At 61.2% G+C, this 25,665-nt stretch carries 23 protein-coding genes; 17 read left to right on the plus strand and 6 right to left on the minus strand.

What is annotated here, in order from left to right:
- Positions 1 to 4 precede the first annotated feature (4 nt).
- The 3 genes from GSP01_RS01055 to rodA all read left to right on the plus strand — a co-directional run bounded on the left by GSP01_RS01055 (position 5) and on the right by rodA (position 3,822).
- Complete coding sequence (locus GSP01_RS01055) at positions 5 to 571, plus strand: hypothetical protein (protein WP_141349756.1); 567 nt, start codon at positions 5 to 7, stop codon at positions 569 to 571.
- 63 nt (positions 572 to 634) lie between these two features.
- Positions 635 to 2,635 carry a penicillin-binding protein 2 gene (mrdA, locus tag GSP01_RS01060; RefSeq protein WP_141349758.1) on the plus strand — a complete coding sequence of 667 codons (2,001 nt, stop codon included), beginning with the start codon at positions 635 to 637 and terminating at the stop codon, positions 2,633 to 2,635.
- Between the two features lie 11 nt (positions 2,636 to 2,646).
- Positions 2,647 to 3,822 (plus strand): rod shape-determining protein RodA, encoded by a 1,176-nt coding sequence (gene rodA, locus GSP01_RS01065; protein WP_255320843.1) that lies wholly within the window; start codon positions 2,647 to 2,649, stop codon positions 3,820 to 3,822.
- On the opposite strand, the gene GSP01_RS01070 is transcribed toward rodA, so the two are convergent.
- From GSP01_RS01070 to GSP01_RS01080, 3 genes are read right to left on the minus strand one after another with little or no spacing between them, the layout of a single operon-like run.
- On the minus strand, positions 3,819 to 5,852 hold the full coding sequence (locus GSP01_RS01070) for a DNA/RNA helicase domain-containing protein (protein ID WP_141349762.1): 2,034 nt from the start codon (positions 5,850 to 5,852) through the stop codon (positions 3,819 to 3,821). The two genes, rodA and GSP01_RS01070, sit on opposite strands and share 4 nt — an antisense overlap.
- A gap of 4 nt (positions 5,853 to 5,856) precedes the next feature.
- Positions 5,857 to 7,911: a glycine--tRNA ligase subunit beta gene (gene glyS, locus GSP01_RS01075; RefSeq protein ID WP_141349764.1), complete on the minus strand. Its 2,055-nt coding sequence runs from the start codon at positions 7,909 to 7,911 to the stop codon at positions 5,857 to 5,859.
- A complete protein-coding gene (locus tag GSP01_RS01080; RefSeq protein ID WP_141349766.1) occupies positions 7,904 to 8,779 on the minus strand; it encodes a glycine--tRNA ligase subunit alpha in 876 nt (291 codons plus the stop codon). The genes glyS and GSP01_RS01080 overlap by 8 nt, the downstream gene beginning before the upstream one ends.
- A gap of 154 nt (positions 8,780 to 8,933) precedes the next feature.
- On the opposite strand from GSP01_RS01080, the gene GSP01_RS01085 reads away from it, so the two are divergent.
- From GSP01_RS01085 to aspS, 3 genes are all read left to right on the plus strand, one after another.
- Complete coding sequence (locus GSP01_RS01085) at positions 8,934 to 9,704, plus strand: DUF2076 domain-containing protein (protein ID WP_141349768.1); 771 nt, start codon at positions 8,934 to 8,936, stop codon at positions 9,702 to 9,704.
- A gap of 143 nt (positions 9,705 to 9,847) precedes the next feature.
- Positions 9,848 to 11,431 (plus strand): FAD-dependent oxidoreductase, encoded by a 1,584-nt coding sequence (locus GSP01_RS01090; protein ID WP_141349770.1) that lies wholly within the window; start codon positions 9,848 to 9,850, stop codon positions 11,429 to 11,431.
- 81 nt (positions 11,432 to 11,512) lie between these two features.
- Positions 11,513 to 13,309 (plus strand): aspartate--tRNA ligase, encoded by a 1,797-nt coding sequence (aspS, locus tag GSP01_RS01095; protein WP_141349772.1) that lies wholly within the window; start codon positions 11,513 to 11,515, stop codon positions 13,307 to 13,309.
- 113 nt (positions 13,310 to 13,422) lie between these two features.
- Here aspS and GSP01_RS15035 read toward each other — a convergent pair whose 3' ends face one another.
- A complete protein-coding gene (locus GSP01_RS15035) occupies positions 13,423 to 13,887 on the minus strand; it encodes a hypothetical protein (protein WP_141349774.1) in 465 nt (154 codons plus the stop codon).
- Between the two features lie 340 nt (positions 13,888 to 14,227).
- Here GSP01_RS15035 and GSP01_RS01105 point away from each other — a divergent pair, with 340 nt between their 5' ends.
- Entirely contained in the window at positions 14,228 to 14,500 is a 273-nt protein-coding gene (locus tag GSP01_RS01105; protein WP_141349776.1) for a YXWGXW repeat-containing protein, read from the plus strand.
- A 37-nt stretch (positions 14,501 to 14,537) separates the two neighbouring features.
- Here the strand turns inward: GSP01_RS01105 and xth are convergent, their stop codons facing one another.
- Entirely contained in the window at positions 14,538 to 15,314 is a 777-nt protein-coding gene (gene xth / locus GSP01_RS01110) for an exodeoxyribonuclease III (protein WP_141349778.1), read from the minus strand.
- Positions 15,315 to 15,318: 4 nt separating this feature from the next.
- Positions 15,319 to 15,663 (minus strand): HesB/IscA family protein, encoded by a 345-nt coding sequence (locus GSP01_RS01115; RefSeq protein WP_141349780.1) that lies wholly within the window; start codon positions 15,661 to 15,663, stop codon positions 15,319 to 15,321.
- 189 nt (positions 15,664 to 15,852) lie between these two features.
- On the opposite strand from GSP01_RS01115, the gene GSP01_RS01120 reads away from it, so the two are divergent.
- From GSP01_RS01120 to GSP01_RS01165, 10 genes are all read left to right on the plus strand, one after another.
- Entirely contained in the window at positions 15,853 to 17,028 is a 1,176-nt protein-coding gene (locus GSP01_RS01120) for a deoxyguanosinetriphosphate triphosphohydrolase (RefSeq protein ID WP_141349782.1), read from the plus strand.
- Between the two features lie 43 nt (positions 17,029 to 17,071).
- Positions 17,072 to 18,880: an arginine--tRNA ligase gene (gene argS / locus GSP01_RS01125; RefSeq protein ID WP_141349784.1), complete on the plus strand. Its 1,809-nt coding sequence runs from the start codon at positions 17,072 to 17,074 to the stop codon at positions 18,878 to 18,880.
- Positions 18,877 to 19,965, plus strand: a complete 1,089-nt coding sequence (locus tag GSP01_RS01130) for an SPOR domain-containing protein (RefSeq protein ID WP_141349786.1) — start codon at positions 18,877 to 18,879, stop codon at positions 19,963 to 19,965. The genes argS and GSP01_RS01130 overlap by 4 nt, the downstream gene beginning before the upstream one ends.
- A 10-nt stretch (positions 19,966 to 19,975) precedes the next feature.
- Entirely contained in the window at positions 19,976 to 20,740 is a 765-nt protein-coding gene (locus GSP01_RS01135; RefSeq protein WP_141349788.1) for a segregation and condensation protein A, read from the plus strand.
- A complete protein-coding gene (scpB, locus tag GSP01_RS01140; protein ID WP_141349790.1) occupies positions 20,737 to 21,327 on the plus strand; it encodes an SMC-Scp complex subunit ScpB in 591 nt (196 codons plus the stop codon). The genes GSP01_RS01135 and scpB overlap by 4 nt, the downstream gene beginning before the upstream one ends.
- Positions 21,328 to 21,336: 9 nt before the next feature.
- Positions 21,337 to 21,939, plus strand: coding sequence for a Sec-independent protein translocase subunit TatA/TatB (locus GSP01_RS01145; protein ID WP_141349792.1), 603 nt, complete (start codon positions 21,337 to 21,339; stop codon positions 21,937 to 21,939).
- Complete coding sequence (tatC, locus tag GSP01_RS01150; RefSeq protein ID WP_011253278.1) at positions 21,936 to 22,721, plus strand: twin-arginine translocase subunit TatC; 786 nt, start codon at positions 21,936 to 21,938, stop codon at positions 22,719 to 22,721. Before GSP01_RS01145 ends, tatC begins: the two co-directional genes overlap by 4 nt.
- 27 nt (positions 22,722 to 22,748) lie before the next feature.
- Positions 22,749 to 24,011, plus strand: coding sequence for a serine--tRNA ligase (gene serS, locus GSP01_RS01155; protein WP_141349794.1), 1,263 nt, complete (start codon positions 22,749 to 22,751; stop codon positions 24,009 to 24,011).
- Positions 24,012 to 24,023: 12 nt separating this feature from the next.
- Positions 24,024 to 24,764, plus strand: a complete 741-nt coding sequence (locus GSP01_RS01160) for an META domain-containing protein (protein ID WP_141349796.1) — start codon at positions 24,024 to 24,026, stop codon at positions 24,762 to 24,764.
- A gap of 253 nt (positions 24,765 to 25,017) precedes the next feature.
- Entirely contained in the window at positions 25,018 to 25,629 is a 612-nt protein-coding gene (locus tag GSP01_RS01165) for a helix-turn-helix domain-containing protein (RefSeq protein ID WP_141349798.1), read from the plus strand.
- Positions 25,630 to 25,665 lie beyond the last annotated feature (36 nt).

Here is a 25,665-nt window from a genome sequence, read left to right on the forward strand (position 1 = left end):
CGCCATGGTTGCCGAGAACTCCACGCCGCATCTGCATTCTGCCGTCGAGCCGAAACAGACCTTCCGCCGTGCGCTCGATATGGCTGCGCGGGCGGCCATGCCGTCCCTGTTCATCATATTTTCTGCGATCCTGCTTTCGGCGCCGTTCGGCATTCCCGGACAGGCGCAGCTTCAGTTTGGAATTGCGATGTGCACGGTCTGGTTCTGGGCGTATAGTCGTCCGCGCTCCATGCCGGCTCTTGCTGTTTTCCTGTGTGGGCTGGTTGTGGAGATCTTCAGCTTCGGGCCACCGGGAACCGTGCTGCTGTCCCTGCTGGTGATTTATGGTGTGGCCCATCACTGGCGCTATGGTCTGTCGCGTCTGGGCTTCATCGTGGGATGGCTGATTTTTAGTATTTTTGCTGTTCTAGCCTCCTTCTTCCAGTGGGCGCTCGTGTGTCTGCATGCGGTGGCACTCCTTTCTCCTGCGCCTGGCCTCTTTCAGGCCGCGCTGACAATCGGTATCTATCCCAGCCTGACAGCGCTGTTTGTCTGGGGACGCCGCACATTTGCCAATCCCGATCAGGCCTGACAGCGTCTTCTGCGTGTCGCGTGGAAGTTTGCTTTCTTTTCCGGATTCTGAATTTCTGCCCTGATGTTTTCCAGAAACACCCCCTTCCGGTCACGGATACGCCAGAAGCATCAGGCCGAGCCTGTGCGTTCGGGGCGTGGCGTCTTTGCGCGCCGGGCACTACTTGTAATGGCAGTCCAGGCGGGGGTGCTCGGCGTGTTAGGGCGAAGGCTCTATAATCTTCAGGTCGTAGACGGAGAGCATCTGCGCCAACTTGCCGAACGGAACCGGACCAGCAAACGCTTACTTGCTCCCGCGCGTGGCACGATCCATGACCGGTTCGGCATAGCGCTGGCGGACAACAAGGTCAGTTGGCGCGCGCTTTTGATGCCTGAAGAGACGACCGATATTCCGGCAGTCATCGAGCGCTTTTCTCAGATCGTTCCGCTGGACGAGCATGATCGCGCCCGTATCGAACGCGATCTGCGGCATGTCCATAAATATGTTCCCGTGACATTACATGAGTTCCTGTCCTGGGACGACATGGCGCGTATTGAACTCAATGCGCCGTCACTGCCGGGTGTGTTGGTCGATGTGGGATCGACGCGGCTTTATCCGTTCAAGGACCTGACGGCCCATATCGTAGGCTATGTCGCACCTCCTAACGAAGAGGACGTAGCCAAGGACACTACGCTTTCCCTGCCGGGCATGCGCGTCGGGCGCGCCGGAATTGAGCAGACGCAGGAAGCCTCCCTGCGGGGCAAGCCGGGCTCCGTGGAAATGGAAGTCAATGCGGTCGGGCGTGTCATCGGCGAGATCGACCGCGTGGAAGGTCAGCAGGGAGAGGATGTCCGCCTGACGCTGGATTCCGTGCTCCAACAGCAGGTGCTCAGCCATCTAGAAGACCGTGTCGCCAGCGCGGTAGTCATGGATTGTCGTAATGGCGAGGTGATGGCGATGGTCAGCACACCGTCCTTCGATCCATCGCTGTTTGATTCCGGTGTCAGCCACGCGCAGTGGAATGAATGGGCGAATGATCCGCGTACGCCACTGGTGGACAAGGCTGTGTCCGGTCTCTACCCACCCGGCTCCACGTTCAAGCCCGCAGTGGCGCTTGCGGCCCTGAAAGCCGGTTCCGTTACGGCTCAGGACCGTTTCAACTGTCCGGGATATTATGATCTCGGCGGCGTACGCTTCCATTGCTGGAACCGCTGGGGGCATGGCCTCATCAATATGCGCGAAGGCCTGAAATATTCTTGCGACGTCTATTTCTATGAAGTGGCGCGCCGTTGCGGCATGGACCCGATTCAGGCGGTCGGTAACGCTATGGGGCTGGGCGTGAAGCTGGGGATCGAGCTTCCGCATGTGCATTCCGGCGTCATTCCCACGCCGGAATGGCGGCAGAAGCATGGCTTCCACTGGAACGGTGGTGATACGGTCAATGCAGGCATTGGTCAGGGTTTCGTGCAGGTGACACCGCTTGCACTGGCGACTTATGTGTCGCGGATTGCATCGGGGCGGGATGTCCAGCCCCATCTTTTGCGGGCGGCCAGAGATCAGCTTTCGGCGATGGCCTCTGTAGACGACGTAGGCAAGGTTGATCTGTCGCCAGAATATCTGGACGTCGTGCGCGGCGGTATGTTTGCCGTCGTTAATGAGCCGCATGGGTCGGCCCCCAAGGCGCGGCTTGATCTTCCGGGCATCCAGATGGCGGGCAAGACTGGCTCGGCGCAGGTGCGGCATGTGTCACGTGCGCTGCGTGAGTCCGGGCATTTCAATTCCATGAATCTGCCCTGGGAATACCGCCCACACGCGCTGTTCATCTGTTTTGCGCCGTACGACAATCCGAAATATGCGGTTTCGGTCGTCGTGGAGCACGGAAACGCGGGTGCGGATGAGGCGGCCCCGTTAGCCAAACTCATCATGACCGACACCTTGCTACGCGATCCGGCCAGTGATGTTCGTCCTCCTGCGCCGAGCGTTGTGCCGCCCCCTTCACCAGTCGCAGAGGGAACGATGCCTTCGCAGACGGCTCCTGCTCAAGCCGCACCTCCGGAACAGACGGGCCCGGGAGTAGCACAATGAGACGGAACGGCATGAACACGTTCGGTTTTCTCAAATCCGACCGGCGCCTTCTGCGGGCCGAACCTGATTTTCGCCCGATGGCGCGTTTGCTTCAGGTCAACTGGTTGTATGTCCTGCTGGTCTGTGTACTGGCAGGCGTGGGTTACATTGCGTTGTATTCGGCAGGGGGCGGGTCAGCCAAGCCGTTTGCAGGACCGCAAATGGTGCGGTTCGGCTTCGGGCTGGTGATGATGATTGCCGTCTCGCTCGTCAGTCCGCGCATCCTGCGCATGGCATCCATGCCGATCTACCTGCTTTCCGTCACGCTGCTCGCGCTTGTGCTGCGCATGGGGCATGTGGGGAAGGGGGCGGAACGCTGGATCAATCTGGCGGGTATGCAGTTCCAGCCGTCCGAATTCGCCAAAATCGGCCTCGTGCTGATGCTGGCAACATGGTTTCACCGCATTGGCAACGAGCGGATGGGTAATCCGCTGCGCCTGGTCCTGCCCGCACTTCTGACGTTGTTGCCGGTCCTGCTGGTGCTGAAGGAGCCCAATCTCGGGACTGCGACAATCATCGGTCTCATCGGGGCAACGCTGTTCTTCGCGGCAGGAATGCGATTGTGGCAGATCGTGCTGCTCGCCGCGCCGCTGCCTTTCATGGGCAAGCTGATTTACAGCCATCTGCACGACTACCAGAAGGCCCGGATCGACACGTTCCTGCACCCTGAACATGATCCTCTGGGCGCAGGCTACAACATCATCCAGTCCAAAATCGCCCTTGGTTCAGGAGGCATGTGGGGTGAGGGATATTTGCATGGTAGTCAGGGACAACTGAACTTCCTGCCGGAAAAACAGACGGACTTCATCTTCACCATGATCGGTGAGGAATGGGGTTTTGTCGGCGGGATTGCTGTCATTACCCTTCTTGGAACGCTCGTCATGGGCGGAATGCTCATTGCCATTCGCAGTCGCAACCAGTTCGGGCGGCTTCTGGGTCTGGGCATTGCCATGGATTTCTTCCTGTACTGCGCCGTGAACCTGTCGATGGTCATGGGCGTCATCCCGGTGGGCGGCGTGCCGTTGCCGCTCATTTCCTACGGTGGTTCAGCCATGCTGACGATGATGTTTGGCTTTGGTCTGCTTATGTCCGCCTGGGTGCATCGCAACGAGCGTGATCCCGGCACGGAAGATGATGACGACGACTAGTCCTGAAGCAGGTCTGCCAGATCGTTCTGTAAAGTGAAGGCCTGGGCAGGGGCCGCAGGCTCCAGAAGGAGCACGCCGCACGTCATCAGAAAATTCGCAATCCGGTCCAGTGTCTCCGGATCGCGCGTTGGATCATCCGCGCTGCCCTGTGGCACCCAGATCAGCGTCTCGTAACGTGCCCGCGTCAGAAGAACGCGATAGGTGTTCAGCCGCCACAGCGTCGCCTCTGCTGTGCTGACATTGATCCATTTCGTGCCCGAAAAGCGGCGAGGCTGCCAGCGATTGCCAGAAGGCACGCGGATCAGATCGCCGTCCCAGCACAGCCCCACAAAATCCAGTTCCAGTCCCTGAATGGCAAACTCCGTAGCACACGTTTCGAGCGCGTCGGAGGCCCGGATATCTCGATCCGGAAGCCAGCGGTTCAGAAACCACTGGGAGACGGCCTTTTCGTCCATATGCGGGACTTCACAGCCAAGCCCTTCGGCTCGCAGCCGCTTGGCCTTTGAACTCGCAACCAGCCCGCAGCGATAGGCCAGTCGTGAACGGTGACGCAGCCCAGCCCGCAGATCGTCCAGACTGCGCGTGAGACGAAACGGCAGATCCGTTTGTGCGGCTAGGTAGCGGGCCGCCTCGACGTCTCCGTTCAGGACGGCGTTGACCCAACGTGGTGCGGTTTCTTCACGCAGAGAGCGGATAGCCACACCGAGATGCAAAAAGCGCTGCCGCCCGGCTTCAAGTGTTGCGGGTAGATGCGTCAGATCCCCGGTTCCGATTACGTCCGGAGCCGCTTCAACGCGCCAGGCTGGGCGGCTCAAAAGGGCTTCGCCCCAGCAGGCCAGACCTCCTTCACCGTCATTGATTTCCTGCCCATGCCCGATCAGGCACAGAATGGCCGCGAAACCGTCATGCCGACCCATGATGTCCAACAGATGCGCAGGCTCGGAGTCTGTCAGCTTCACATGTCGCGATGCACTCTTGCGCACAGCTTGAGCCTGCGTCCAGCAGCGCTGGGCCTCGTCGATGACCATGATCTGTTCAGGCGGACATTCTTTTGGGCACCCGACATAGTGATCACGGAATTTCGTCAGGGACTGAATGGTAGATTCCATCCGCTGCTCGACGAGCGGGCGCTTTTGTCCACGACTGACGGTATCGCGCGTGAGGGCTTCCCGTAGAACCGAAACAAGGGTCGGATTTCCCGTCAGGAACGTGGCGTCCGTTGCGTCGCCGTCATCCGTAAAAGCTACTTTCAGGCCACATAAGGTTTTGCCCGCGCCCGGAATGCCCGAGACGAACACAATCACTTTGCGTCCTTCCGTTCGAGCTTTTTGCAGAATGTTGGCGATGCAGGCAGAGGTCTGTGTCAGGTTCGTTGCATCGGCACGGGCGGTGTGGATGTCGGCAACGCTATGTGTGGCGTAAATCTGCCGTGCCGCTTCTACGATGCTTGGGACCGGATCGTAGGGAGCATGCTCCCATTGTGCGGGGACCAGCGGATGATCGGTATGAGCCGTCTGTGCCGCCAGCGTGGTCAGGAGCGTTTTCAGTCCCGCTGCATTGACGCACTGAACCTCTGTGACGCCCAAGGGGAGCAGAAGCGGCGTTGTTTGGGCTCGGGACGGCGCATCCGTGGCGACCAGAACGGGAACGAGCGGGTGTTTCCGACTTGCGGCATGAAAATCCAGCAGGTCGAGCGCATAGCCTTCCGTCTGGGAGAGAGCGGCCGCGTCGAAGCTGGACGAGCCAATTTTGAATTCCAGTACATAAATCGCGCCGGGCGAGACCAGAACCGTGTCGATCCGGCCGCCAAGCCGCGGGATCGGAAACTCGAACAGAACCTGCCAGTCCTGTGCGTTGGGAAGTGTGGAGAGAATTTCATGCAGAAGATCGATCTGCGCTTCCCAGGCGCGAGCCTGCTGCGGCTCGCCCTGAAAACGGTTCTGCACCACCTGATGGGACAGGGCGGCGCAGAGCTGGTCCGGAGGCGTGTGAAGGAACGTGGTGACGGATCCGGACCACCACGCTCCCATGGCCTCAGCCCTCGATCTGGCCGAAATCGGCGATCAGGGCCGTTGTCTCGCGGAAGAGGGACAGCAGTTTGAGGCGGTTGGCGCGTACTTTCGGTTCCGGCGCATTGACCGTCACGGCCTCGAAGAAGCGATCCAGCGTAGGGCGCAGGGCTGCAATGGCCTGCATCGCATCGGTGAAGCGCTCTTCTTTGAGAGCTGTTTCAATCGTGGGAACAGCCTGATCCAGACCGGCAGCCAGCGCGCGCTCTTCGTCCTGCGTATAGAGGAGCGGATCGGGAGCGCCCGTATGCGGGCCGTCCTTCTTGTCCTCAATGCGCAGAATGTTGGCGGCGCGCTTGGCGGCAGCAAGCAGGTTGCGGCCGTCTTCCGTCTGGATCATCTCCGACAGCGCCGAGGTCCGGGCCAGAAGCCGGACCAGATCGCCGTCCAGCCCGCGCGTCAGAATGGCCGCAAGAACGTCATGCCGCTCGCCCTCGCTGCGAAGCTGCACGCGCAGGCGCTCGGCCATGAAGTCTGGCAGCTTGGCCAGTTCGCCGCCTGTCCGGCCATTTGCGGCCTGCGCGAACAGCGCTGTCAGGTCCAGACGCAGCCCGTTGTCACGGATTGTGCGGATGATGCCCAGGGCCGCACGACGCAGCGCATACGGATCGCCCGAACCACTCGGCAGTTCACCGATGGCGAAGAACCCGGCCAGCAGGTCCAGCCGGTCCGCGAGTGTCACAGCGACCGAAACCGGCGCCTTTGCAGTCTCATCGGACTGACCGCGCGGCAGGTAATGCTCGGCCACGGCGCGGGAGACCGCTTCGTTTTCGCCAGCATGCGCCGCGTAATAGCCGCCCATGACGCCCTGAAGTTCCGGGAACTCGCCGACCATGCCGGTCGTCAGATCCGCCTTGGCCAGCAGACCCGCGCGCTCGGCCTGTGCGATCTGCGCGCCATCAAGCCCCATGGCCTGCGCCACGGTGCCCGCAAGCTTCGAGATCCGCTCGGCGCGCTCGGCCTGCGTACCCAGCTTGGCATGGAACGTCACCGCCGCCAGCGCCGGAACGCGGTCAGCCAGTTTGGTCTTGCGGTCCAGATCCCAGAAGTGCCGGGCATCGGCAAAACGGGCGCGGAGCACGCGCTCATTGCCCGCCGTGGTCAGCTTGCCGCCGTCTTTGAACGGCAGGTTGCCGATGAAGGCGAAATAGGGTGCAGCCGAGCCGTCCGGGTTCCTGAGTGCGAAATAGCGCTGGTTGATCCGCATGGAGACCTGCATCACTTCGGCAGGCAGATCCATGAAGGCAGCGTCGATCTGGCCCAGAAGCGGGACCGGATATTCGACCAGACCACAGACTTCATCGACCAGCCCGTCATCCTGCACGACCGTAATGTCATGCTGCTCTGCCAGACGCGCCACGCCGGTGCGGACCATGTCGCGGCGGCTGTCCATGTCCACGATGACCGAGCGGGTTTCAAGCTCGTCCTGCCACTGCTGGCCCGACAGCACTTCGAATGCGCCCGGAGCAAGGAAGCGATGGCCTTCAGAGAGGTTGGATGCCTTCAGCCCATGCGCATCATCCCCGTCGCGGGCGAGAGCGAACGGCACGACATGCCCGTCCAGCAGGCAGGTGATCCGGCGCAGAGGGCGGACCCAGGTAAAGTTCGATCCCGCACCCCAGCGCATGGATTTCGGCCATGGGAACTTCCACAGCAGATCCGGCACGGCCTCGGACACGCGGCTTTCCGCGCTCACCGGATCGAGCGACTTGTTCAGAACCCAGAAGCCATTCTCCAGCGTCAGATCCGCCGGTGTGACGCCATGCTTGCGCGTGAAGCCTTCCAGAGCCTTTTCCGGCGCACCCTCGCGCGGGCCGCGTTCGGACACGCTGCGGGCCGGGATTTCAGCATCGATGTTCAGCACCGCCGCGATGCGTCGGGCCCCGAAGAACGTCCGCAGATCGCGCGGATTCAGGCCATCAAGCGCCTTGGTCAGCAACGAACCCAAATCGTCCGCCGCACGGGCCTGCATGCCGGAGGGGATTTCCTCGCTGAACAGTTCGAGAAAGAGTTCAGCCATGGGACGTCTCCTCACCGGCGAGCCAGGCGTCGCAGGCGGCTTTGGCAAGCGCACGGACGCGCCCGATATAGGAGGCGCGCTCGGATACGGAAATCACGCCCCGCGCATCCAGAAGATTGAACAGATGGGAGGCCTTGAGGCACTGGTCGTAGGCGGGCTGGGCCACGCCGGCCTCGGACAGCCGGATGGACTCCCGCTCGGCATCGTTGAAATGGGTCAGCAGCATCTGCGTGTCGGCGAGCTCGAAATTATGGCGTGAATAATCCTGCTCGGCCCGCAGGAATACATCGCCATAGGTCAGGCCTTTTCCGTTGAAATCGAGGTCGTAAACGTTCTCGACGCCCTGCACATACATCGCCAGACGCTCGAGCCCGTAGGTCAGCTCCGTCGACGGCATGACGGTCGGAATGCCGCCAACCTGCTGAAAATACGTGAACTGCGAGACTTCCATACCGTCACACCAGACTTCCCAGCCCAGTCCCCAGGCACCGATGGTCGGGTTTTCCCAGTCATCCTCGACGAATCGGATATCGTGCAGTTCTGGATCGATCCCGATGGCGCGGTAGCTGTCGAGCAGCAGCTGCTGGCTGTCTTCCGGCGTCGGCTTGAGCAGCACCTGGTACTGGTAATAGTGCTGAAGGCGGTTCGGGTTCTCGCCATAACGTCCATCCGATGGACGGCGGCAGGGCTGCACATAGGCGGCGGCCCAAGGCTTGGGGCCGAGCGCGCGGAGCGTGGTGTGCGGGGAGAGAGTGCCCGCTCCGAGTTCGGTATCGTAGGGCTGCAAAATAGCGCAGCCCTTCTCGGACCAGAATTGATGAAGGCGCAGGATCAGGTCCTGAAAACAGAGCGGCCGGGTCGCAGACAATTCTATAGGCTCCGGTTGGCAGAAATCGGGCGTCACCTTACAGGCACAGGCCCTGAACCGGAAGGGAGCCTCCTGCTGTTGATCTTGTAGACTGGTCGTGGGTGCATCATATGATGGAGGCTCAGCAATTTCTTCATCTGGAAGGATGATGACGATGAACAACGAAGAACGCGATCTGATCGCCCGTTTCGTCGCCCGTGTCGGGGGAGGGCCGCAGGTCACGGGACCAGGCCAGCCACCGGCCGCCCCTCTGCCGCCGATCGATCCTGAGGCGGACCGCTTCATTGCCGACAACTTCCAGAAATACCCGGAAGCCCGTTATCGCGTCACGCAGATGGCCGTGGTGCAGGAGGCTGCTCTGGCACAGGCGCAGAACCGCATCCGCCAGCTCGAGTTCCAGCTTCAGCAGGCCCAGCAGCAGCTCGCACAGGTGCAGCAGTCTGGCGCATCCAAGCCTGGCCTGTTTGGTGGCCTGTTTGGTGGAGGCAACCGTCCGCAACAGTCTGCGCCCCCGCCGGGCTGGGGTGCACAGGCCGCTCCGCCGCCGAATTTCGCGCCGCAGCAGCAGTACGGTTATCCGCCGGGTTATCAGCCGGGCATGTTCCAGCGCGGCGGTTCGGGCTTTCTCGGCTCGGCCCTGACAACAGCGGCTGGTGTGGCTGGCGGTATGATGGCCGCCAATGCGCTTGAAGGCCTGTTTTCCGATCATCATAGTGCGGGTGGTGATGCGGCTGGTGGCTGGGGTGCGGGTGGCGACACCATCATCAACAACTACGGCAGTGATGCTTCGGCCTTCGATCCCTTCGGCGGCGCCGGGACCGATGCCGGCAGCTTCTCCGATTCCGACTTTGGCGGCGGCGGTGATGTTGGTGGTGGCGGAGATTTCGGTGGCGGTGACGGCGGCGGATTCGACAACATGTTCTGAGCCTGCCTTTTTCAGGTCGGCATCATTCAAAACCCGTCCGGACCTGATGTCCGGACGGGTTTTTTGATGTTTGCCAACCGGGCAGCTTATGCTGCGTTCGCTTTCGTGACTGTCCCCATTTCCCAGCCGGGAGGCCATACTCGATGTCCCAATCCGACCTGACTGCCGATTTCCGCGATCTCTGTGCGTTTGATGCGCTCGAAGACGAGAAAATTACGCCGTTTTCCCTGGACGGCACGCCGGTGGTTCTCATTCGGGACGGGGAGAATGTGCATGGTTTCGCCGGTAAATGCCCCCACAAGGAGGCACCGTTGGAGCAGGGGGCTTTTTGCAAGACGGAAAAAGGAAGTGTGCTGGTCTGCCCTTGGCACAAGGCGGTTTTTGATGCGACGGATGGCAGTCTCGTCGAACCACTGGCACTCGATCCTCTGTCACAGTACCCGGTGCAGGTTGTTGATGGCCGTGTGCTGGTCGGATTGAAGCCGAAGCAACGTCAGGCTTCGGAAAAACGACAGGAAAACGAAAGTGTTCTGCTTCTCGGCGCCGGGGCTGCCGCTGTCAGCGCTGCGGTGACGCTCCGGGCGGAAGGTTTTGCGGGCACCATCACGATGGTCAGTGAGGAAAAAGATCTTCCTTACGATCGTACCGCCCTGAGCAAGACCGTCCTTGTCAGCGAGTCTGAAAAAGCCCATGCGCCCCTGCTTCGGGAAGAGGAATTTTATACTCAACGCGGCATTACCCGCGTCTGCGGCCATGTGGCGCAGTTCGATCCGCAGACCCGCACGGCCAGACTGGAGGACGGGATGGAGTTGACGGCGGATCACGTCCTGATCGCGACGGGGGCCGTAACCAGAAAGCCGGATATTCCGGGCGTGGACATGAAGGGCGTCTATACGCTGCATCGTGGGGTGGATGCGGAGCGGATCGCCGCCATTCTGGATCCCGATCTGGCGGTAACGATCGTGGGGTCAGGATTTATCGGGCTTGAGGCGGCCTCGTCCCTACGGCAGCGTGGGGTCGGGGTGACTGTTATTTCCGATACCGAAATCCCGATGGAAAAGCAGTTTGGCCGCGAAATCGGTATTCGTCTGCGCCAGTTGCATGAAGAAAACGGCGTGGCATTCGTCTCGGATGCTCGGGTCACGAAGATCTATGCCGAGGACGGCAAGAACGGAACGGCTTCAGGTGTGGAACTCGACGACGGCACCCGTCTGCCTGCCGCGTTCGTACTGCTTGGTGTGGGTGTGATGCCCGTCACGGATTACGTGTCCGGTCTGGAGCGTGATGAGAGCGGTGCGATCGTCGTGAACGGTCAGATGCGCGTGACTAGAGGTGGTGAGGCCGGATGCGTCCCCGGCGTCTACGCAGCCGGGGACGCATCCGCGGTTTTTCATGACGGAGCACCACGGCGAATCGAGCATTGGCGCCATGCCGAAGTGCAAGGACGGATCGCGGCTCTTGCGATGATGGGGCATGACACGCCCAACGTACCGCTGCCGTGGTTCTGGACACAGCAGTTCGGCAAGAAAATTGAACTTCTGGGCTGGGGCGAAAGCTTCGACAACGTGGCGCTGGAAGGGGATATCCGGGGTTTCAGGTTCCTTGCGACTTATCTCAAGGATGGAAAGCCTATCGCACTGGCCGGGTCGGGGCATGCGGCAGAGATGGCTCTGGCGGCGATCGATTTCGATGGTTTTATGCAGGAAAAGGCCGGAGAGGCCCTCTGAAGTCGCAGAAAACTTGACATGAGAGGGCCGTCCCGGCTTCCTGCGCCCACTTATCCGCACAGGACGTTGAAGAGGCCCGATATGCATCCATACCGCACCCATGACTGTAGCGCTCTGCGTGAGGAGAATGCCGGGCAGATTGTCCGTCTTTCCGGCTGGGTCCACAGCAAGCGCGATCATGGCGGCCTGCTGTTCATCGACCTGCGCGATCACTACGGTGTGACGCAGATCGTCATCCCTGCTGGTACGGACCTGCTGGAAAAAGCCGAGCGTCTGCGCGTGGAAAGCGTCATCACAGTGACCGGGAAAGTCGTGGTCCGTCATGGGTCGCAGCGCAACCCGAACCTGCCGACCGGTGATGTGGAAGTTCTGGCCGAAGCTCTGGAAATCCGTTCCAGCGCCGAGGTCCTGCCATTCCAGGTGGCGGGCAACGAGAACTACCCCGAAGACCTGCGTCTGAAGTATCGTTACATCGACCTGCGCCGCGACAAGATGCACCAGAACATCCTGCTCCGCAGCAAGGTCATCACGAGCCTGCGTCAGCGTATGATCGCGCAGGGCTTCACCGAGTTCCAGACACCGATCCTGACGGCCTCGTCTCCCGAAGGCGCGCGTGACTTCCTTGTCCCGGCCCGTCTGCATCCGGGTAAGTTCTATGCCCTGCCGCAGGCTCCGCAGCAGTTCAAGCAGCTTGCGATGGTTGCCGGTTTCGACCGCTACTTCCAGATCGCACCCTGCTTCCGTGACGAAGCCTCCCGCGCTGACCGCAGCCCCGGTGAGTTCTATCAGCTCGATTTCGAGATGTCGTTCGTCACGCAGGAAGACGTCTTCACGGTGCTCGAACCCGTCCTCGCAGGCGTGTTCAACGAGTTTACGCCCGAAGGCTGGAAAATCACGGACGGCGCATTCCCGCGCATTCCGTATGCCGATTCCATGCGCGACTACGGTTCCGACAAGCCGGATCTGCGCAACCCGCTGATTATCAAGGACGTGACGGAAGCGTTCCGCGATTCCGGTTTTGGTCTGTTCGCCAAGATCGCAGCGTCCGGTGGCCAGATCCGTGCGATCCCGGCTCCGGGTGCTGGGGATCGTCCGCGCGGCTTTTTCGACAAGCTCAACACTTGGGCGCGTGAAAGCGGTGCCGGTGGTCTGGGCTACATCATTTTCGAGGCAGAAGGCGGCAAGGGCCCGATTGCCAAGAATCTTGAAGCCGAGCGCGTTGAGAGCATTCGTGAAGCCTGTGGCCTCAAGGCCGGAGACGCCGTGTTCTTCGCCGCTGGCAAGGGTGATGAGGTCGCCAAGTTCTCTGGCGTCGTCCGCACCAAGGTCGCAACCGAACTGGACCTGATCGAGAAGAATGCGTTCCGCTTCTGCTGGGTCGTGGACTTCCCGATGTTTGAGCTGAACGAGGAAACCGGGAAGGTCGACTTCTCGCACAACCCGTTCTCCATGCCTCAGGGGGGGCTCGATGCTCTGAACACGCAGGACCCGCTGACGATCAACGCCTATCAGTACGATATCGTCTGTAACGGCGTGGAACTGTCCTCTGGCGCCATCCGGAACCATCTGCCGGAAGTCATGCTGCGTGCCTTCGAGATTGCAGGCTATGGCCCCGAAGTCGTGGAAGAGCGTTTCGGCGGCATGCTGAACGCCTTCCGTTACGGCGCTCCGCCGCATGGTGGCGCCGCACCGGGCGTGGACCGTATCGTGATGCTGCTGGCCGATGAGCCGAACATTCGCGAGGTCATCCTTTTCCCGCTTAACCAGAGCGGCGAGGACCTGATGATGGAAGCGCCGGCCCCGGTCGAGCCGGCCCGTCTGAAGGAGCTTCATCTTGCGCTCGATCTGCCGAAGCCCAAGCCGACCGCCAGCAAGTAAACCTTAAGCAGCCTCGCTTGCTGTTGCAGAACCGGCATCTTCCATTCGGGAGATGCCGGTTTTTTTATGCTGCCTGTTCTGCTTCGTTATTTCCAAGTGTGGTCTGCGCGGAACTACCAGTGGACCCGAATGCCCGCCGTCACAGCTGCACTGCCGCCTGCGGCACCCTGGATGGTATCGCGGTGTCCTCCGAAGAAGCTCGCCGTCAGGTCCACGCCCGGAAGTGATTTTAGCGGATAGGCAAAAGTCGTCGTCACGCCTTTTTCTTCCATTAACGGCGATTGTGCTGCCCGTTCGACGTCCAGAGGGCCAATTTTTAAGAGATTCGACAGATCCAGCTTCATCCACTCCCGTCGCACCACGGGGGACGTTCCTGTCTGGTCAAAACTTAATCCGCCTGACCCGGATCGGCCTGTCATGCTGTCTAGCAGCGCAGGATCCCGCAGGGCATCCGAACGGGGTATTCGTGTGCGGGCGGTATGATGTGCGGGCATGAAATAGGCGGGGGCCTGGGCGCGAAGCGGGAAGGCCCAGACGCTGCCGAGAATACAGGCCGCAATCCGCCAGTCTGTGTACATGATAAAACCCCCAACGAAAAAACGAAATGAGGGTCTGCGGTAATGGCGTGCGAACCGGATGTGCAAGATGTAGGCACACACTACGTACTGCGTCAAAAATGATACAGTCAATATAAAATATTCAAATTCAAAGGCTGGAAATAAATTTAACTCTAAATTTGTATCTCAAAAGACACGAATCAACTTCTGTATCTTTCCGTTACAGGCGTAGGGGAGGGCGTCATGCATGTAACACAAAATCATGATCTGCCCGGATTCCGCCATAGATGCGCCTCAGCTACGCCAAGACGCGCCCGTCATCATCTTTCCGTGACAAGGCGTCATGAGAAGGAGAGCATTAATGCTGAAACATCTGTCAGGGATTTTGGCTGTTTCCGCCCTGTTTGCAGGTACGATGGCGATTGCGCCGATGTCGGGAACAGCCCATGCCCAGTTTGTGCCCTATAGCGGCCCATACCGTCAGCCGCCTCCGCCTCCACATACGCTACCGGAGACCATCCCGTCCCATCGCGGAGACCTGCGCTGGGTACCGGGCTACTGGCGCTGGAGCGGCAACGGGTATCAGTGGCAGTCGGGCCATCTGAGTAGAAAACCTAATCTGCGACACGCATGAGGGGATGCAAGGGGAACAACGTATTCCCCTTGTATGTTCAGACTGTAACGAGAACTGGGACGTGATCGGAGGCCTTTTCCTTCGCCCGCTCGTCCCGGTCGATCACGAAAGCTGTCAGGCGTTCGGTCAGGCGAGGCGACAGAAGTGCATGATCGATCCTCAAGCCCGAATTTCGCTGGAATGCCGCCGCCTGATAATCCCAGAACGTGTAATGCCGGCCTGCAGGGTAGAGCGTGCGCAGGGCATCCGTCAGCCCCATCCATTTTAACTTGCGGAATGCTGCGCGCGTTTCAGGGCGTACCAGTGCGTCGTTAGGTGACAGCGCGCCGGGCGCGAGATCTTCGTCCGTCGGGCAGACATTGAAGTCCCCGATGAACGCAAACGGTTTCTCCGCCTCCAGCAGAACACGCGCCCGTTCCGCTAAAGCGTCGAAAAACGCCAGCTTGGTCGCGTAACCGTCCTCACCGCCGGAATTGCCGTTGGGCAGATACAGATTGCCGATCGTGATGCCGTCGAGTTCCGCCTCGATATAACGGGCAGACGGATGATCGAATCCCGGAAGCGTATGGTGCGTCACCGTGAAGGGGCGGCGTCCAATCAGGGCCACGCCGTTATAGGCTTTCTGACCAGAGGTCGCGACATGCAGTCCGGCTTCTGCGAACATGGCCGGAAACTGGCTGTCCTCGCATTTGATTTCCTGAAGGCACAGCAGATCGCAGTCCGGATGGCGTTCCAGCCAGTCCTGAACGTGATGGGCGCGGGCGCGGATGGAGTTGATGTTCCAGCTTGCAAAGGTGAATGGCGTCGTGGTCATCGGATCAGGCCAGGGAGAAGCTGGTGCCGCAGCCGCATGATGAAGCTGCATTCGGGTTCGTGACCGTGAAATGCGCGCCCATCAGTTTGTCCACGAATTCCAGTTCCGCGTTTTCCAGCAGGTCGAGGCTGGTCGTATCTACGAACACGCGCGCGCCGTCACGCTCGATGACGACATCATCCGCGGCCTGATCGCGCTCCAGTTTGAACTGGTACTGAAACCCGTTGCATCCTCCGGCCAGAACCGCCACGCGCAGCGCCAGCCCCTCAGGTTCTGGCTGGGCTGCGATGATCTCCTGGATGCGGGCGGCCGCACTAGCGGAAACGCTGAAAGGCACGGTGTCGGACATGGGTTCTGGTTCCCGGACTCTTCTGAAAAGACAACTGCGGTCCTGATTATATGGTCAGAGCTCCCCCCAGAGCAAAGGGGAGGGCGGGAGGGCCATGCTTGCGCGGGCACAATGCTGGCGTAGAATGGTCCCGTGGGCCGCCCGAAACGGCGCTCTCTCGGCCCGACGGCTCACGCAGGACATGTCTTGATGGTAGCGATCTACGCGGTACAGGATTCCGGCTCCCCTACGGATTTCAGGGGCCGACTCTACCCCGAAGTGGAAAGCCCGGTCCGCTCGCCCTGGCAGCGGGACCGTGACCGCGTGCTGCATTCCGCGGGGTTCCGGACCCTGCAATACAAGACGCAGGTCTTCATCAATCACGAAGGCGATTTTTTCCGCACGCGCCTGACACATTCGCTCGAAGTCGCGCAGATCGCCCGCTCCATCGCCCGCAATCTGGACCTTAATGAGGATCTGACCGAAACCGTGGCGCTTGCTCACGATCTCGGTCACACGCCGTTCGGCCATGCCGGGGAAGACGCCCTCGCACTTGCGATGAAGGACTGGGGTGGCTTCGATCACAACACCCAGTCCCTGCGGCTCGTGACAGCGCTCGAAGCCCGCTACCACGCCTTTGATGGCCTGAACCTGACATGGGAAGCACTGGAGGGCCTCGCCAAACATAACGGCCCGGTCAAACGCCCGACGCCCTATTTCGCGGAATACGACGCAAAACATCATCTCGACCTGCAAAGCCATGCTTCGGCGGAAGCGCAGGTGGCCGCCATGTCGGACGATATCGCCTATCACGGCCACGATCTCGATGACGGTCTGCGCGCCGGGCTGCTGTCTTTTGAGGATATTGAAGACCTGCCGCTGGTCGGAGACGCTTTGCGCCGGTCCCGCGAGATGGAGCGTCAGATCGGGCGTGAGGCGTCCGATCAGGCCCAGCGCGTGCGTCATGAAACCATCCGCGTCGTCATCAACCAGCTCGCCACCGACCTGACGGACCAGACGCGCCGGAACCTCGAAGCGCTCAACCCGCAATCAGCCGATGATATCCGTCATGCCGGTTATCCCGTGGTGGCGTTCAGCCCGGAAATGCGGGAGGCCAACAAGGCCATCCGCAAGTTTCTCTATGCCAACATGTACCGCCACTGGCGCGTCAACCGCATGGCGCGGAAGGCCAAGATCGCCGTGCGCGAAATTTTCGACATCCTGTCCGAAGATCCCGGCCTTCTGCCCGATCCGCTGCGGGGCCGTGCCAAAGCCGCCGATGACGTACAGCGCAGGCGTCTGGTGGCCGATTATATTGCCGGAATGACCGATCGTTTCGCGATGGAAGAACATCGACGGTTGACGGACCTCTCCGTGCTGGGCTGATAGAGCCTCTGATTTGAAGACGCGTTACAGGAATCGAGCTGAAATGGCCGCTGACACCACGACCCTTACGACTGACTGTCTCTTTGCCCGCACCCGGGTTCAGGTGTGCGATGCTCTGCGATCGGTCGTCCCCGGCCTGCCGGAAGAGGTGGTGCAGCGCGTCGATCTGACCCCTACCCGTGATCCGTCCCACGGTGATATGGCGACAAACGCCGCCATGCTGGCCGCCAAGCCCGCGCGTCGCAAGCCTGCCGATATTGCCGCCGAACTGGTCGCGAAGCTCTCCGAACTTCCGGAGATCGCGAAGGCCGAAGCCGCCGGTCCGGGCTTCGTGAACCTGACACTCAGGCCCGAAGTCCTGCAGGGCGTGGCCGTCTCGGTTCTCAAAGCTGGCGAGCGTTATGGCCGCTCCACAATGGGGCAGGGGACGCGCGTGAACGTGGAATACGTCTCCGCCAACCCGACCGGCCCGATGCATGTCGGTCACTGTCGCGGCGCGGTGGTCGGTGACGCGCTGGCAAACCTGCTCGAAGCCGCAGGCAGCCCGGTGACGCGCGAATATTACATCAACGACGCCGGAACGCAGGTCGTCGCTCTGACCTGGGCCACATACTGGCGCTATCTTCAGGCCATCGGCACGGAGATTTCCGCAGACGATTTCAGCCCGCTGACGCCGAATGGCCTGCAATATCAAGGCGAGTACCTGATCCCTGTTGCCGAGAGCATTGTTAAGACGCATGGTCGCGCGCTCGCCAATGCCGAAGGTGGTCCCGCCGATCCGTCCGTCTGGTTCGAGACGGTGCGCCGTGAAGCCCTGACGCAGATGATGGCGGCCATCCGCGAGGATCTGGAAGCGCTGGGCATTTCGCACGAAGTCTTCGCCAGCGAAGCCGAAACGCTGGCCAGCGGACGCGTCGATGCCGCGATCGCCAAGCTCGACAGCAAGGGCCTGCTCTATGAAGGCGTGCTGGAGCCGCCCAAGGGCAAGATGCCGGAAGACTGGGAAGCCCGTCCGCAGACGCTCTTCCGCTCCACCGAGTTCGGTGACGATCAGGACCGCGCACTCCGCAAGTCCGACGGCACCAACACCTATTTCGCCAACGATATCGGCTACCACGCCCAGAAGGCTGAAAATGCCGACGTCCTGATCGACGTCCTCGGCGCCGATCACGGCGGGTACGTTTCGCGCATGCGGGCTGCTATTTCCGCCCTGACGGATGGCAAGACCGGCTTTGAAGTCGTGATGTGCCAGATCGTGCGCGTCGTGAAGAACGGCGAGCCGGTGAAAATGTCCAAGCGCGCCGGCACGTTCGTGACCCTGCGCGACCTGCTGGACGAAGTGGGCAAGGACGCCGTGCGCTTCACAATGCTGACCCGCAAGGCCGACGCGCAGATGGAGTTCGACCTGGATGCCGTTGTCGCCCAGACGCGCGACAATCCGGTGTTCTACGTCCAGTACGCTCATGCCCGCTGCCGGTCGGTCCTGCGTTCGGCCGAGACGATGTTTGGTGCAGAGTCCGTGACGCCCGAAGCTTTGTGTGAAGCCGATCTGTCCAACCTGTCTTCGGACGTCGAACTAGCCGTTCTGCGTCGTCTGGCGGCTTTCCCGCGCAGTGTTGAAGCTGCTGCGACAGCGCGCGAGCCGCACCGGATCGCGACCTATTGCATTGATCTGGCCTCCGACTTCCACGCTCTGTGGAACCGGGGCCGCGAAGACACCACCCTGCGCTTCCTGCATGAGAACGACCGCGCAACCAGCCTCGCCAAGCTGGCGCTGGTCTCGGCGATTGCAGGAACGCTGCGCTGTGCCCTCACCATTCTCGGCGTCGTGCCGGTAGAGGAAATGCGATGAGTCCGGAAAACGATCAGGACCGCAACCGCCCCGATCCGGGCGATTACGCCCGTACCCCGAAACAGCCTGCGGGTCCGGCTCCAGGAGCGCGTCCGCAGACGCGTTTCGAGCGCGAACGCCTGAGCAACGATTATGACGACGAACCCCCACCGCGCCGCCGCCCGGCTACCGCCGGCGGTGCGTCCGGGGCAGGGCGTCTGACGTCCGTGCTGGGTAACGACCCCGCCACCCGCAAGCTGGTTGGTGGCGCAGTGGGCATCGGCGTTGTGCTGCTGCTGGCGGTTGGCGGCTGGTCGCTTATGGGCAGCCATCATGGCGGCATTCCCATTATAGGTCCGCCGCCGGGCCCCGTGAAGGACCGTCCGGCCGATCCGGGCGGGATGCAGATCATGGGCGGTGATGACGGCGACACCGACATGACCGGCAATGGCGAGGCGCATCTTGCTCCGGGTCCGGAGCAGCCGGATACGAAGGCACTGGCCCGTCAATATGGCGTCCCGCCCGGAACGCCTGCTCCGGAAGCACCAAAGACCGATGCTCCCAAGGCAGATGGTGCAGCACCGGATAACGCGCCGGCAGCCCAGACGCCTGCTCCGGAAGCAGCCGCGCCAGCCGACACTGGGCAGATGTCTCCGGGCACCGCGCTGCCTGCCACGGTTCCGGAGAAGCTGCAGGATCAGGCTGCCGCACCTGCCGAAGCGCCGAAAAAGGAAGAGGCGCCCGTCCATCATGCCGCACGACCTGCCGAGAAGCCGCTTCCCGCGCCGCTTCCGGATCCTGAGAATGTTGGACCGCCGAAAGCCGCTGCTCCGGCTGCGGAGAAGGCGGAAACATCGCGTGGGACGCATGAAGTCCAGCTCGGCGCGCTCGACAGCGAAGCCGCGGCCCGCAAGGAATGGGACAGTCTGCGCCATCAGGCTCCGGCCCTGTTCGCAGGCCATACGCCGCTGTTCGAAAAGACCACACGCGGTGACCATACCTTCGTGCGTCTGCGGATCGGTGGCTTTGCGGATCTCAAATCCGCACGCGCCTATTGTGTGAAGCTGCACGCGCAATCCGTCGCCTGTACGCCGGCCCAGTTCTGAGAGCTGGCGTTTGAGCGAGACACTTCATCTGACGCTTGACGGGTTCGAGGGGCCGCTGGACCTGCTCCTCGATCTAGCCCGCAAGCAGAAGGTGGATCTGGCGAAAATCTCCATCCTGCAACTGGTGGAGCAATATCTGGCAGTCGTGGAAAAGGCACGTGCGGAAGCGCGGAGCCTGCGGCTGGAACTGGCGGCGGACTGGCTGGTAATGGCGGCGTGGCTCGCCTGGCTGAAGTCCAAGCTGCTCCTGCCTGCCGAAAATGAAGATCCGGACGCAGAAGATGCCATCGAACTTCTTCAGGAACGCCTGATTGAACTCGAGCGGATGCGTGCCGCCGCCCGCTGGCTGGCGGAACAGCCCCGCCTGGGTCTGGACGTGTTCCGGCGCGGACGGGGCGAAGATTATACCGAAATTGACCGCTCTGGTCTGCGCGTGGACATGCCCGCGCTGATCACAGCCTATCTTTCCGCCCGTCGCAGAACGGGGCGCCGGCGCGTCTATGCGCCGCGTGCCCGTCGGTACTGGAGCGTGCAGGATGCGCTATCCCGTCTCAAGCGCCTGCTCGGGACAGATCATGTTATCGGCTGGCACACCCTGACGTCCCTTCTCCCGGATCCGAACGAACTGGACGGAGAGGAAGGGCCATACGGGCGTAATGCGGCACTTGCCGGTACGCTGCTCGCAGGGCTGGAAATGGCCAAAGGTGGCGCGCTTGAACTGCGTCAGCCCGAAGCGTTCGGGGAAATCGAATGGCGGGTGGCCACGCCCTCATGACAGATCCCACAATGCTCGATCGCGCCTGTCTGCTTGTGGAGGCGTTTGTTTTCGCCAGCCCCGATCCCGTTAAGCCTGCGGCGATCGCCGATCTTTTGACCGCCCAGTCCATTTCCGTGCCGGTCGAGGACGCACTTAATGCCGTCCGCAGTCGTTATGCCGATCATGCCGTGGAAATGGTGCTGGTCGCTGGCGGTTGGCAGTTCCGCACCCGCTCGGAATTCGCGTCCGCTCTGATAAAAATCGTGGAAAAGCCCCGCCGCCTCAGCCGTGGCGCGATGGAAACACTGGCGATCATCGCCTATCATCAGCCCTGCACCCGTGCGGAAATTGAAGCCATCCGTGGTGTTTCGCTCGGGCAGGCCGTTCTCGATGCCCTGCTGGAAGACGGTCTGATCGCTCCCAAAGGCCGCAAGGACGTTCCAGGCCGGCCCGTATTATGGGGCACCACCGCTGTTTTTCTGGAAAGTTTCAGCCTTCCGGATCTCCGGGGGTTACCCCGCCGGGAGGACTTCCTTCTGGACCGCGCGCCCACGGAAGCAGAAGACGATGCTTCTGCCGTAGGCGGAGCGGAGCAGACAGGTTAGGAATGTCGCATGTTTGACTTCAGTTTCTCGGAAATTGCGCTGTTCGTGATGGTGGCGATGGTCTTCATCCGCCCGAAGGACCTGCCGGTTGCTATCCGCACCCTGTCGAACGGGTTAAAGGCGATGCGGCGCATGGCGGCTGAATTCCAGTCCCATGTCGACGAGATGGTTCGTGAGGCTGATCTGTCCGAGGCGCGGGATCAGTTCCGGGATCTGAAGAATTTCAACCTGCGCGACCGTGTCACGAAGGCGATCGACGGCGACAATTCCATCCGGCGCAGTCTGGAGCTCGACACACCTGCAAAAGCGTCCGCGGCCGATCTGCCCAAGGTTCCGCCCGCGCCACCGCTTCCCCCGCCGCCCCTGACCGATCTGAAAACGGTGCCCTACAATGCCCGTCCGCAGTTCGAGCCAGTCGTGGACCTGCCCGTGCAGGAAGAGCTGGATGTCAACGAAGATGTCGCGGGCGCTCCGTCCATTCTGCCGCCCAGCACGGCACGGCGGCTCCAGCATGAGCGCTCCCGCTGGCGCGCGCCTGATATCCTGCCGCCTGTCCGCGCTATCCATGCCGGTCGGCGCATCTCCATCGCGAGCGGAAAGGACGGCGAATGACCGACACTGACAGCATCAATGACACGCCGATGCCGCTCCTCGAGCATCTCGTGGAGCTGCGCAAGCGGCTGATCTGGTCCATCGTGACCTTCGTGATCGCATTCGCCATCTGCTACCATTATTCGGGTGAGATCTACCGGTTCCTTGCGGCCCCGCTCGGCAACATCATGCGCAAGAACGGCGAGCAGCCGCATCTGATCTATACCGCGCTGTATGAAGCCTTCTTCACCTATATCCGCGTGGCCGTTTTCGGTGCGACCTGCCTGTCCTTTCCCATGATCGCCATCCAGGCCTGGATCTTCATCGCGCCCGGCCTGTATCGCAGTGAAAAGCGCGCCTTTGCCCCGTTCCTGATCGCCACCCCGATCATGTTCCTGATCGGTGCGGCACTCGCCTATTACGTGGTGTTCCCCTACGCATGGCAGTTCTTCCTGTCGTTCCAGACACCGCAGAGCACCAATGGTGGCATGCAGATCGAGCTTCAGGCCAAGGTCTCGGAATATCTGACGCTGGTCACGAAAATGATCCTGGCGTTCGGAGTCTGTTTTGAGCTGCCCGTCGTGCTGACCCTGCTGGTGCGTGTCGGCCTGCTGAGCGTGGCCCAGCTCAAGCGTTTCCGCCGCTATGCCGTCGTCGCGTCCTTTGCCGTGGCCGCCGTGATTGCCCCTCCCGATGCGATTACGATGCTGAGCCTCGCCATTCCCCTCGTCGCCCTGTACGAGGTATCCATCCTCACGGCCCGGTTCGTCGAACCGAAACCCATGGCCGCTGATGAAGACTAATCACCAGACCTGCCGGAGCCCTGAACCATGCATGACCTGAAAGCCCTGCGCGCCGACCCGGCCGCTTTTGACGCTGCTCTCGCACGTCGGGGCCTGTCACCCGTGGGACAGCAGCTTGTCAGTGACGATGAAGAACGCCGCGCCGCACTCGCTGCGCTTCAGGAAGCGCAGGGCGCACGCAAGGCACTGGCCAAGGAAATCGGCCTGCTCAAGCGCCAGAAGCTCGACACCGCCGAGATCGAAGCAAAGGCCGTGGCCCTGCGTGACCAGATCGCCGGTCTGGAAGAGCGCGCCAACACGATCCAGACCCGCATCGACGATGTGCTGAAATCCCTGCCGAACCGCCTTGACGCCTCTGTCCCGGACGGCAGGAGCGAAGACGACAACGTAATCGTTCATGTCCGTGGCGAAAAGCGAGAGTTGGCTTTCGAGCCGAAACAGCATTTCGAGCTTGGTGAAGCTCTCGGTCTGATGGACTTCCCGACCGCCGCCAAGCTGTCGGGCACGCGCTTCGTCGTCCTGCGTGGCGCGCTCGCCCGTCTGGAACGCGCACTTGGCCAGTTCATGCTCGACACCCATACGACCGAGTTCGGCTATAGCGAAACGAGCGTGCCGCTTTTGGTTAATGATGAGGCAATGTACGGCACAGACAAGTTGCCCAAATTTGCTGAGGACTCGTTCCGCACCGAAGACGGCCGCTGGCTGATCCCGACCGCCGAAGTTCCTCTGACGGCTTCTGTCATGGGTGATATCCTGCCCGCTGACGCCCTGCCGATCCGCATGACCGCGCTGTCCCAGTGTTTCCGATCCGAAGCCGGTTCGGCCGGACGTGACGTGCGTGGCATGTTGCGTCAGCACCAGTTCACGAAATGCGAGTTGGTCTCTGTCGTGAAGCCCGAAGACAGCGACGCCGAGCATGAGCGCATGACGCAGGCCGCCGAAACGGTGCTGGAGCGTCTGGGCATCACTTTCCGTCGGATGCTGCTCTGTGCGGGCGATACGGGTTTCGGCGCGGCAAAGACCTTCGATCTGGAAGCGTGGCTTCCGGGGCAAAAGGCGTGGCGCGAAATCTCTTCCTGTTCCAACACGCGTGATTTTCAGGCACGTCGCATGAATGCCCGTTATCGTGCGGAAAACGGACCGGCTTTCGTCAACACACTCAACGGGTCCGGTCTTGCTGTCGGCCGGACGATGATCGCTGTGATGGAGACATATCAGAACGAAGATGGCAGCATCGATGTTCCAGAGGTTCTGCGTCCTTACATGGGCGGGCTGAACCGCATCGGCTAAGGACTTTCAGGCATGATCACGATCCGCCGTTTCGCGTTGGCTCTTCTAACCGCAGGCTCCGTTCTCGCCTCATGCCCCGCCGAGGCGGACAGTATGCGCACTCTGCACGGTGAGGCTCTGTACCGTGAGCGCATGGCCCTGCCGCCGGGTGCTGTCCTGAGTGTTTGGATTGAAGATACGGGTGCCACTCATGGCGCCCCTCTGGTCATGGCCGAGCAGCGCGAAGAGATCCATCGCGGAGTACCTATCCCTTACACATTGACCTACCCGGCTCTGCCCCCGGGAGGACATTATGTGCTGAATGCCGAAATTACGGTTGAGGGACGCAGACTTTTTGCTACGCCGGACGGTGGCACGCCTCTGGCTCATCCCCAACTCCTGCTGCGGCATGTGGCGGGAACGGCCATCCGCGCTCCTTACGGTGCTTGGCGGATCCAGAGCGTAGGTAGCCTTCATTTCGACAATACCGCCGAAGCGCCCGGCCTGACGCTGCAACACGATGGCACGGTTTACGGCACGGATGGTTGCAACCGCCTGATGGGGCATTTTACCCTTTCGGGTCAGACACTTCATTTTCTGCCGCTCGCCATGACGCGGAAGGCCTGCCCGCCGCCCCTGATGGCGCAGGAGCAGCCGATCGGAGTTTTTCTGCCGAGCGTGAATTCATGGTCGCGTGATAGTGACAGTCATCTTGTGTTGCATGGAAGCGGTTCCCTTGGCACGATGGTCCTTGTCCCGCAGGATGCACAGTAGGTCTGCCCACAGTCATTCTAGGTCTGATTCCAAAAAAACTTTTGATATTTCACGATTTTTTTGAAAGGGTAGAGGGGTATCGCACCTCTTTCCCTGAAAACGGAAACGAGACTAGTGTTACCCGGCTTTCTCCATAATTCAGATGGGGGAGCAGAAAGATCTTCTTCCGTGTCATTGCGGGAGTCCTCTGACCGGCAGAGGTTTTTTGTCGCACGGCGTAACGCGCTATTGCTATCATGCCGGAGGCTTGGGAATGAAAACAACGATCCAGCTTGGGTTGGGACAGAAATGGACGGCATCGCCTACTGCCAAGCAGGGGGCAGGTGAGGTCAGGGAGATTATGACTCTGGGGGCCGGCTGGGTGGAGTTCCGGGTGGAAAACCAGTCGCTTGCTCTGACGCAGGCTTCCGAGGCGGCGTACAGGGCATGGATCAGAGAGACGGAGGCCGTATTGACCAGAGACGCCATCCCAGCGGCTCAGCTTTCTCCGGGGCTGGAACTCGGGCGTCGCATCCGGTTGCTTCGGGAGATGGCGGGGCTGAGCCAGCAGCAGCTTGCGGATAAAGTCGGGATCTCGCGCTCGGCCGTGGCATTCTGGGAAACTGGTCGCTCGGGGCATGTCGGCAAGCATCTGGGTAGTCTTGCGCAGGTGCTGGGCGTTGAACCTGAAGTGCTGCTGACAGGAATGGCCTATAAGGCCATTCAGGCAACGCTTACTCCCGACGAAAATACGATGCTTATGCTTTACCGGCAGCTTGATCCTCTCATCAAGCTTCAGGCCCAGAAATGGATCGAGCGTCGTGTGCGCAACAGAACAGGCGAAGAGCAGGACGTAAAGCCTGCCGCTCAGTCTAAAAGAGCCTGATCTCCCGGCCCGACAGACGTCAGGCCGGCCTGCGTT

Origin of the sequence: Gluconobacter sphaericus NBRC 12467 (assembly GCF_006539125.1) — a bacterium.
Lineage (GTDB): Bacteria > Pseudomonadota > Alphaproteobacteria > Acetobacterales > Acetobacteraceae > Gluconobacter > Gluconobacter sphaericus.

Excerpts from the sequence above, each read along its gene's own strand:
- GSP01_RS01055 (WP_141349756.1), top strand. The coding sequence starts at position 5 with ATGGTTGCCGAGAACTCCACGCCGCATCTGCATTCTGCCGTCGAGCCG.
- mrdA (WP_141349758.1), top strand. The coding sequence starts at position 635 with ATGTTTTCCAGAAACACCCCCTTCCGGTCACGGATACGCCAGAAGCAT.
- rodA (WP_255320843.1), top strand. The coding sequence starts at position 2,647 with ATGAACACGTTCGGTTTTCTCAAATCCGACCGGCGCCTTCTGCGGGCC.
- GSP01_RS01070 (WP_141349762.1), bottom strand. The coding sequence starts at position 5,852 with ATGGGAGCGTGGTGGTCCGGATCCGTCACCACGTTCCTTCACACGCCT.
- glyS (WP_141349764.1), bottom strand. The coding sequence starts at position 7,911 with ATGGCTGAACTCTTTCTCGAACTGTTCAGCGAGGAAATCCCCTCCGGC.
- GSP01_RS01085 (WP_141349768.1), top strand. The coding sequence starts at position 8,934 with ATGAACAACGAAGAACGCGATCTGATCGCCCGTTTCGTCGCCCGTGTC.
- GSP01_RS01090 (WP_141349770.1), top strand. The coding sequence starts at position 9,848 with ATGTCCCAATCCGACCTGACTGCCGATTTCCGCGATCTCTGTGCGTTT.
- aspS (WP_141349772.1), top strand. The coding sequence starts at position 11,513 with ATGCATCCATACCGCACCCATGACTGTAGCGCTCTGCGTGAGGAGAAT.
- GSP01_RS15035 (WP_141349774.1), bottom strand. The coding sequence starts at position 13,887 with ATGTACACAGACTGGCGGATTGCGGCCTGTATTCTCGGCAGCGTCTGG.
- GSP01_RS01105 (WP_141349776.1), top strand. The coding sequence starts at position 14,228 with ATGCTGAAACATCTGTCAGGGATTTTGGCTGTTTCCGCCCTGTTTGCA.
- xth (WP_141349778.1), bottom strand. The coding sequence starts at position 15,314 with ATGACCACGACGCCATTCACCTTTGCAAGCTGGAACATCAACTCCATC.
- GSP01_RS01115 (WP_141349780.1), bottom strand. The coding sequence starts at position 15,663 with ATGTCCGACACCGTGCCTTTCAGCGTTTCCGCTAGTGCGGCCGCCCGC.
- GSP01_RS01120 (WP_141349782.1), top strand. The coding sequence starts at position 15,853 with ATGGTAGCGATCTACGCGGTACAGGATTCCGGCTCCCCTACGGATTTC.
- argS (WP_141349784.1), top strand. The coding sequence starts at position 17,072 with ATGGCCGCTGACACCACGACCCTTACGACTGACTGTCTCTTTGCCCGC.
- GSP01_RS01130 (WP_141349786.1), top strand. The coding sequence starts at position 18,877 with ATGAGTCCGGAAAACGATCAGGACCGCAACCGCCCCGATCCGGGCGAT.
- scpB (WP_141349790.1), top strand. The coding sequence starts at position 20,737 with ATGACAGATCCCACAATGCTCGATCGCGCCTGTCTGCTTGTGGAGGCG.
- GSP01_RS01145 (WP_141349792.1), top strand. The coding sequence starts at position 21,337 with ATGTTTGACTTCAGTTTCTCGGAAATTGCGCTGTTCGTGATGGTGGCG.
- tatC (WP_011253278.1), top strand. The coding sequence starts at position 21,936 with ATGACCGACACTGACAGCATCAATGACACGCCGATGCCGCTCCTCGAG.
- serS (WP_141349794.1), top strand. The coding sequence starts at position 22,749 with ATGCATGACCTGAAAGCCCTGCGCGCCGACCCGGCCGCTTTTGACGCT.
- GSP01_RS01160 (WP_141349796.1), top strand. The coding sequence starts at position 24,024 with ATGATCACGATCCGCCGTTTCGCGTTGGCTCTTCTAACCGCAGGCTCC.
- GSP01_RS01165 (WP_141349798.1), top strand. The coding sequence starts at position 25,018 with ATGAAAACAACGATCCAGCTTGGGTTGGGACAGAAATGGACGGCATCG.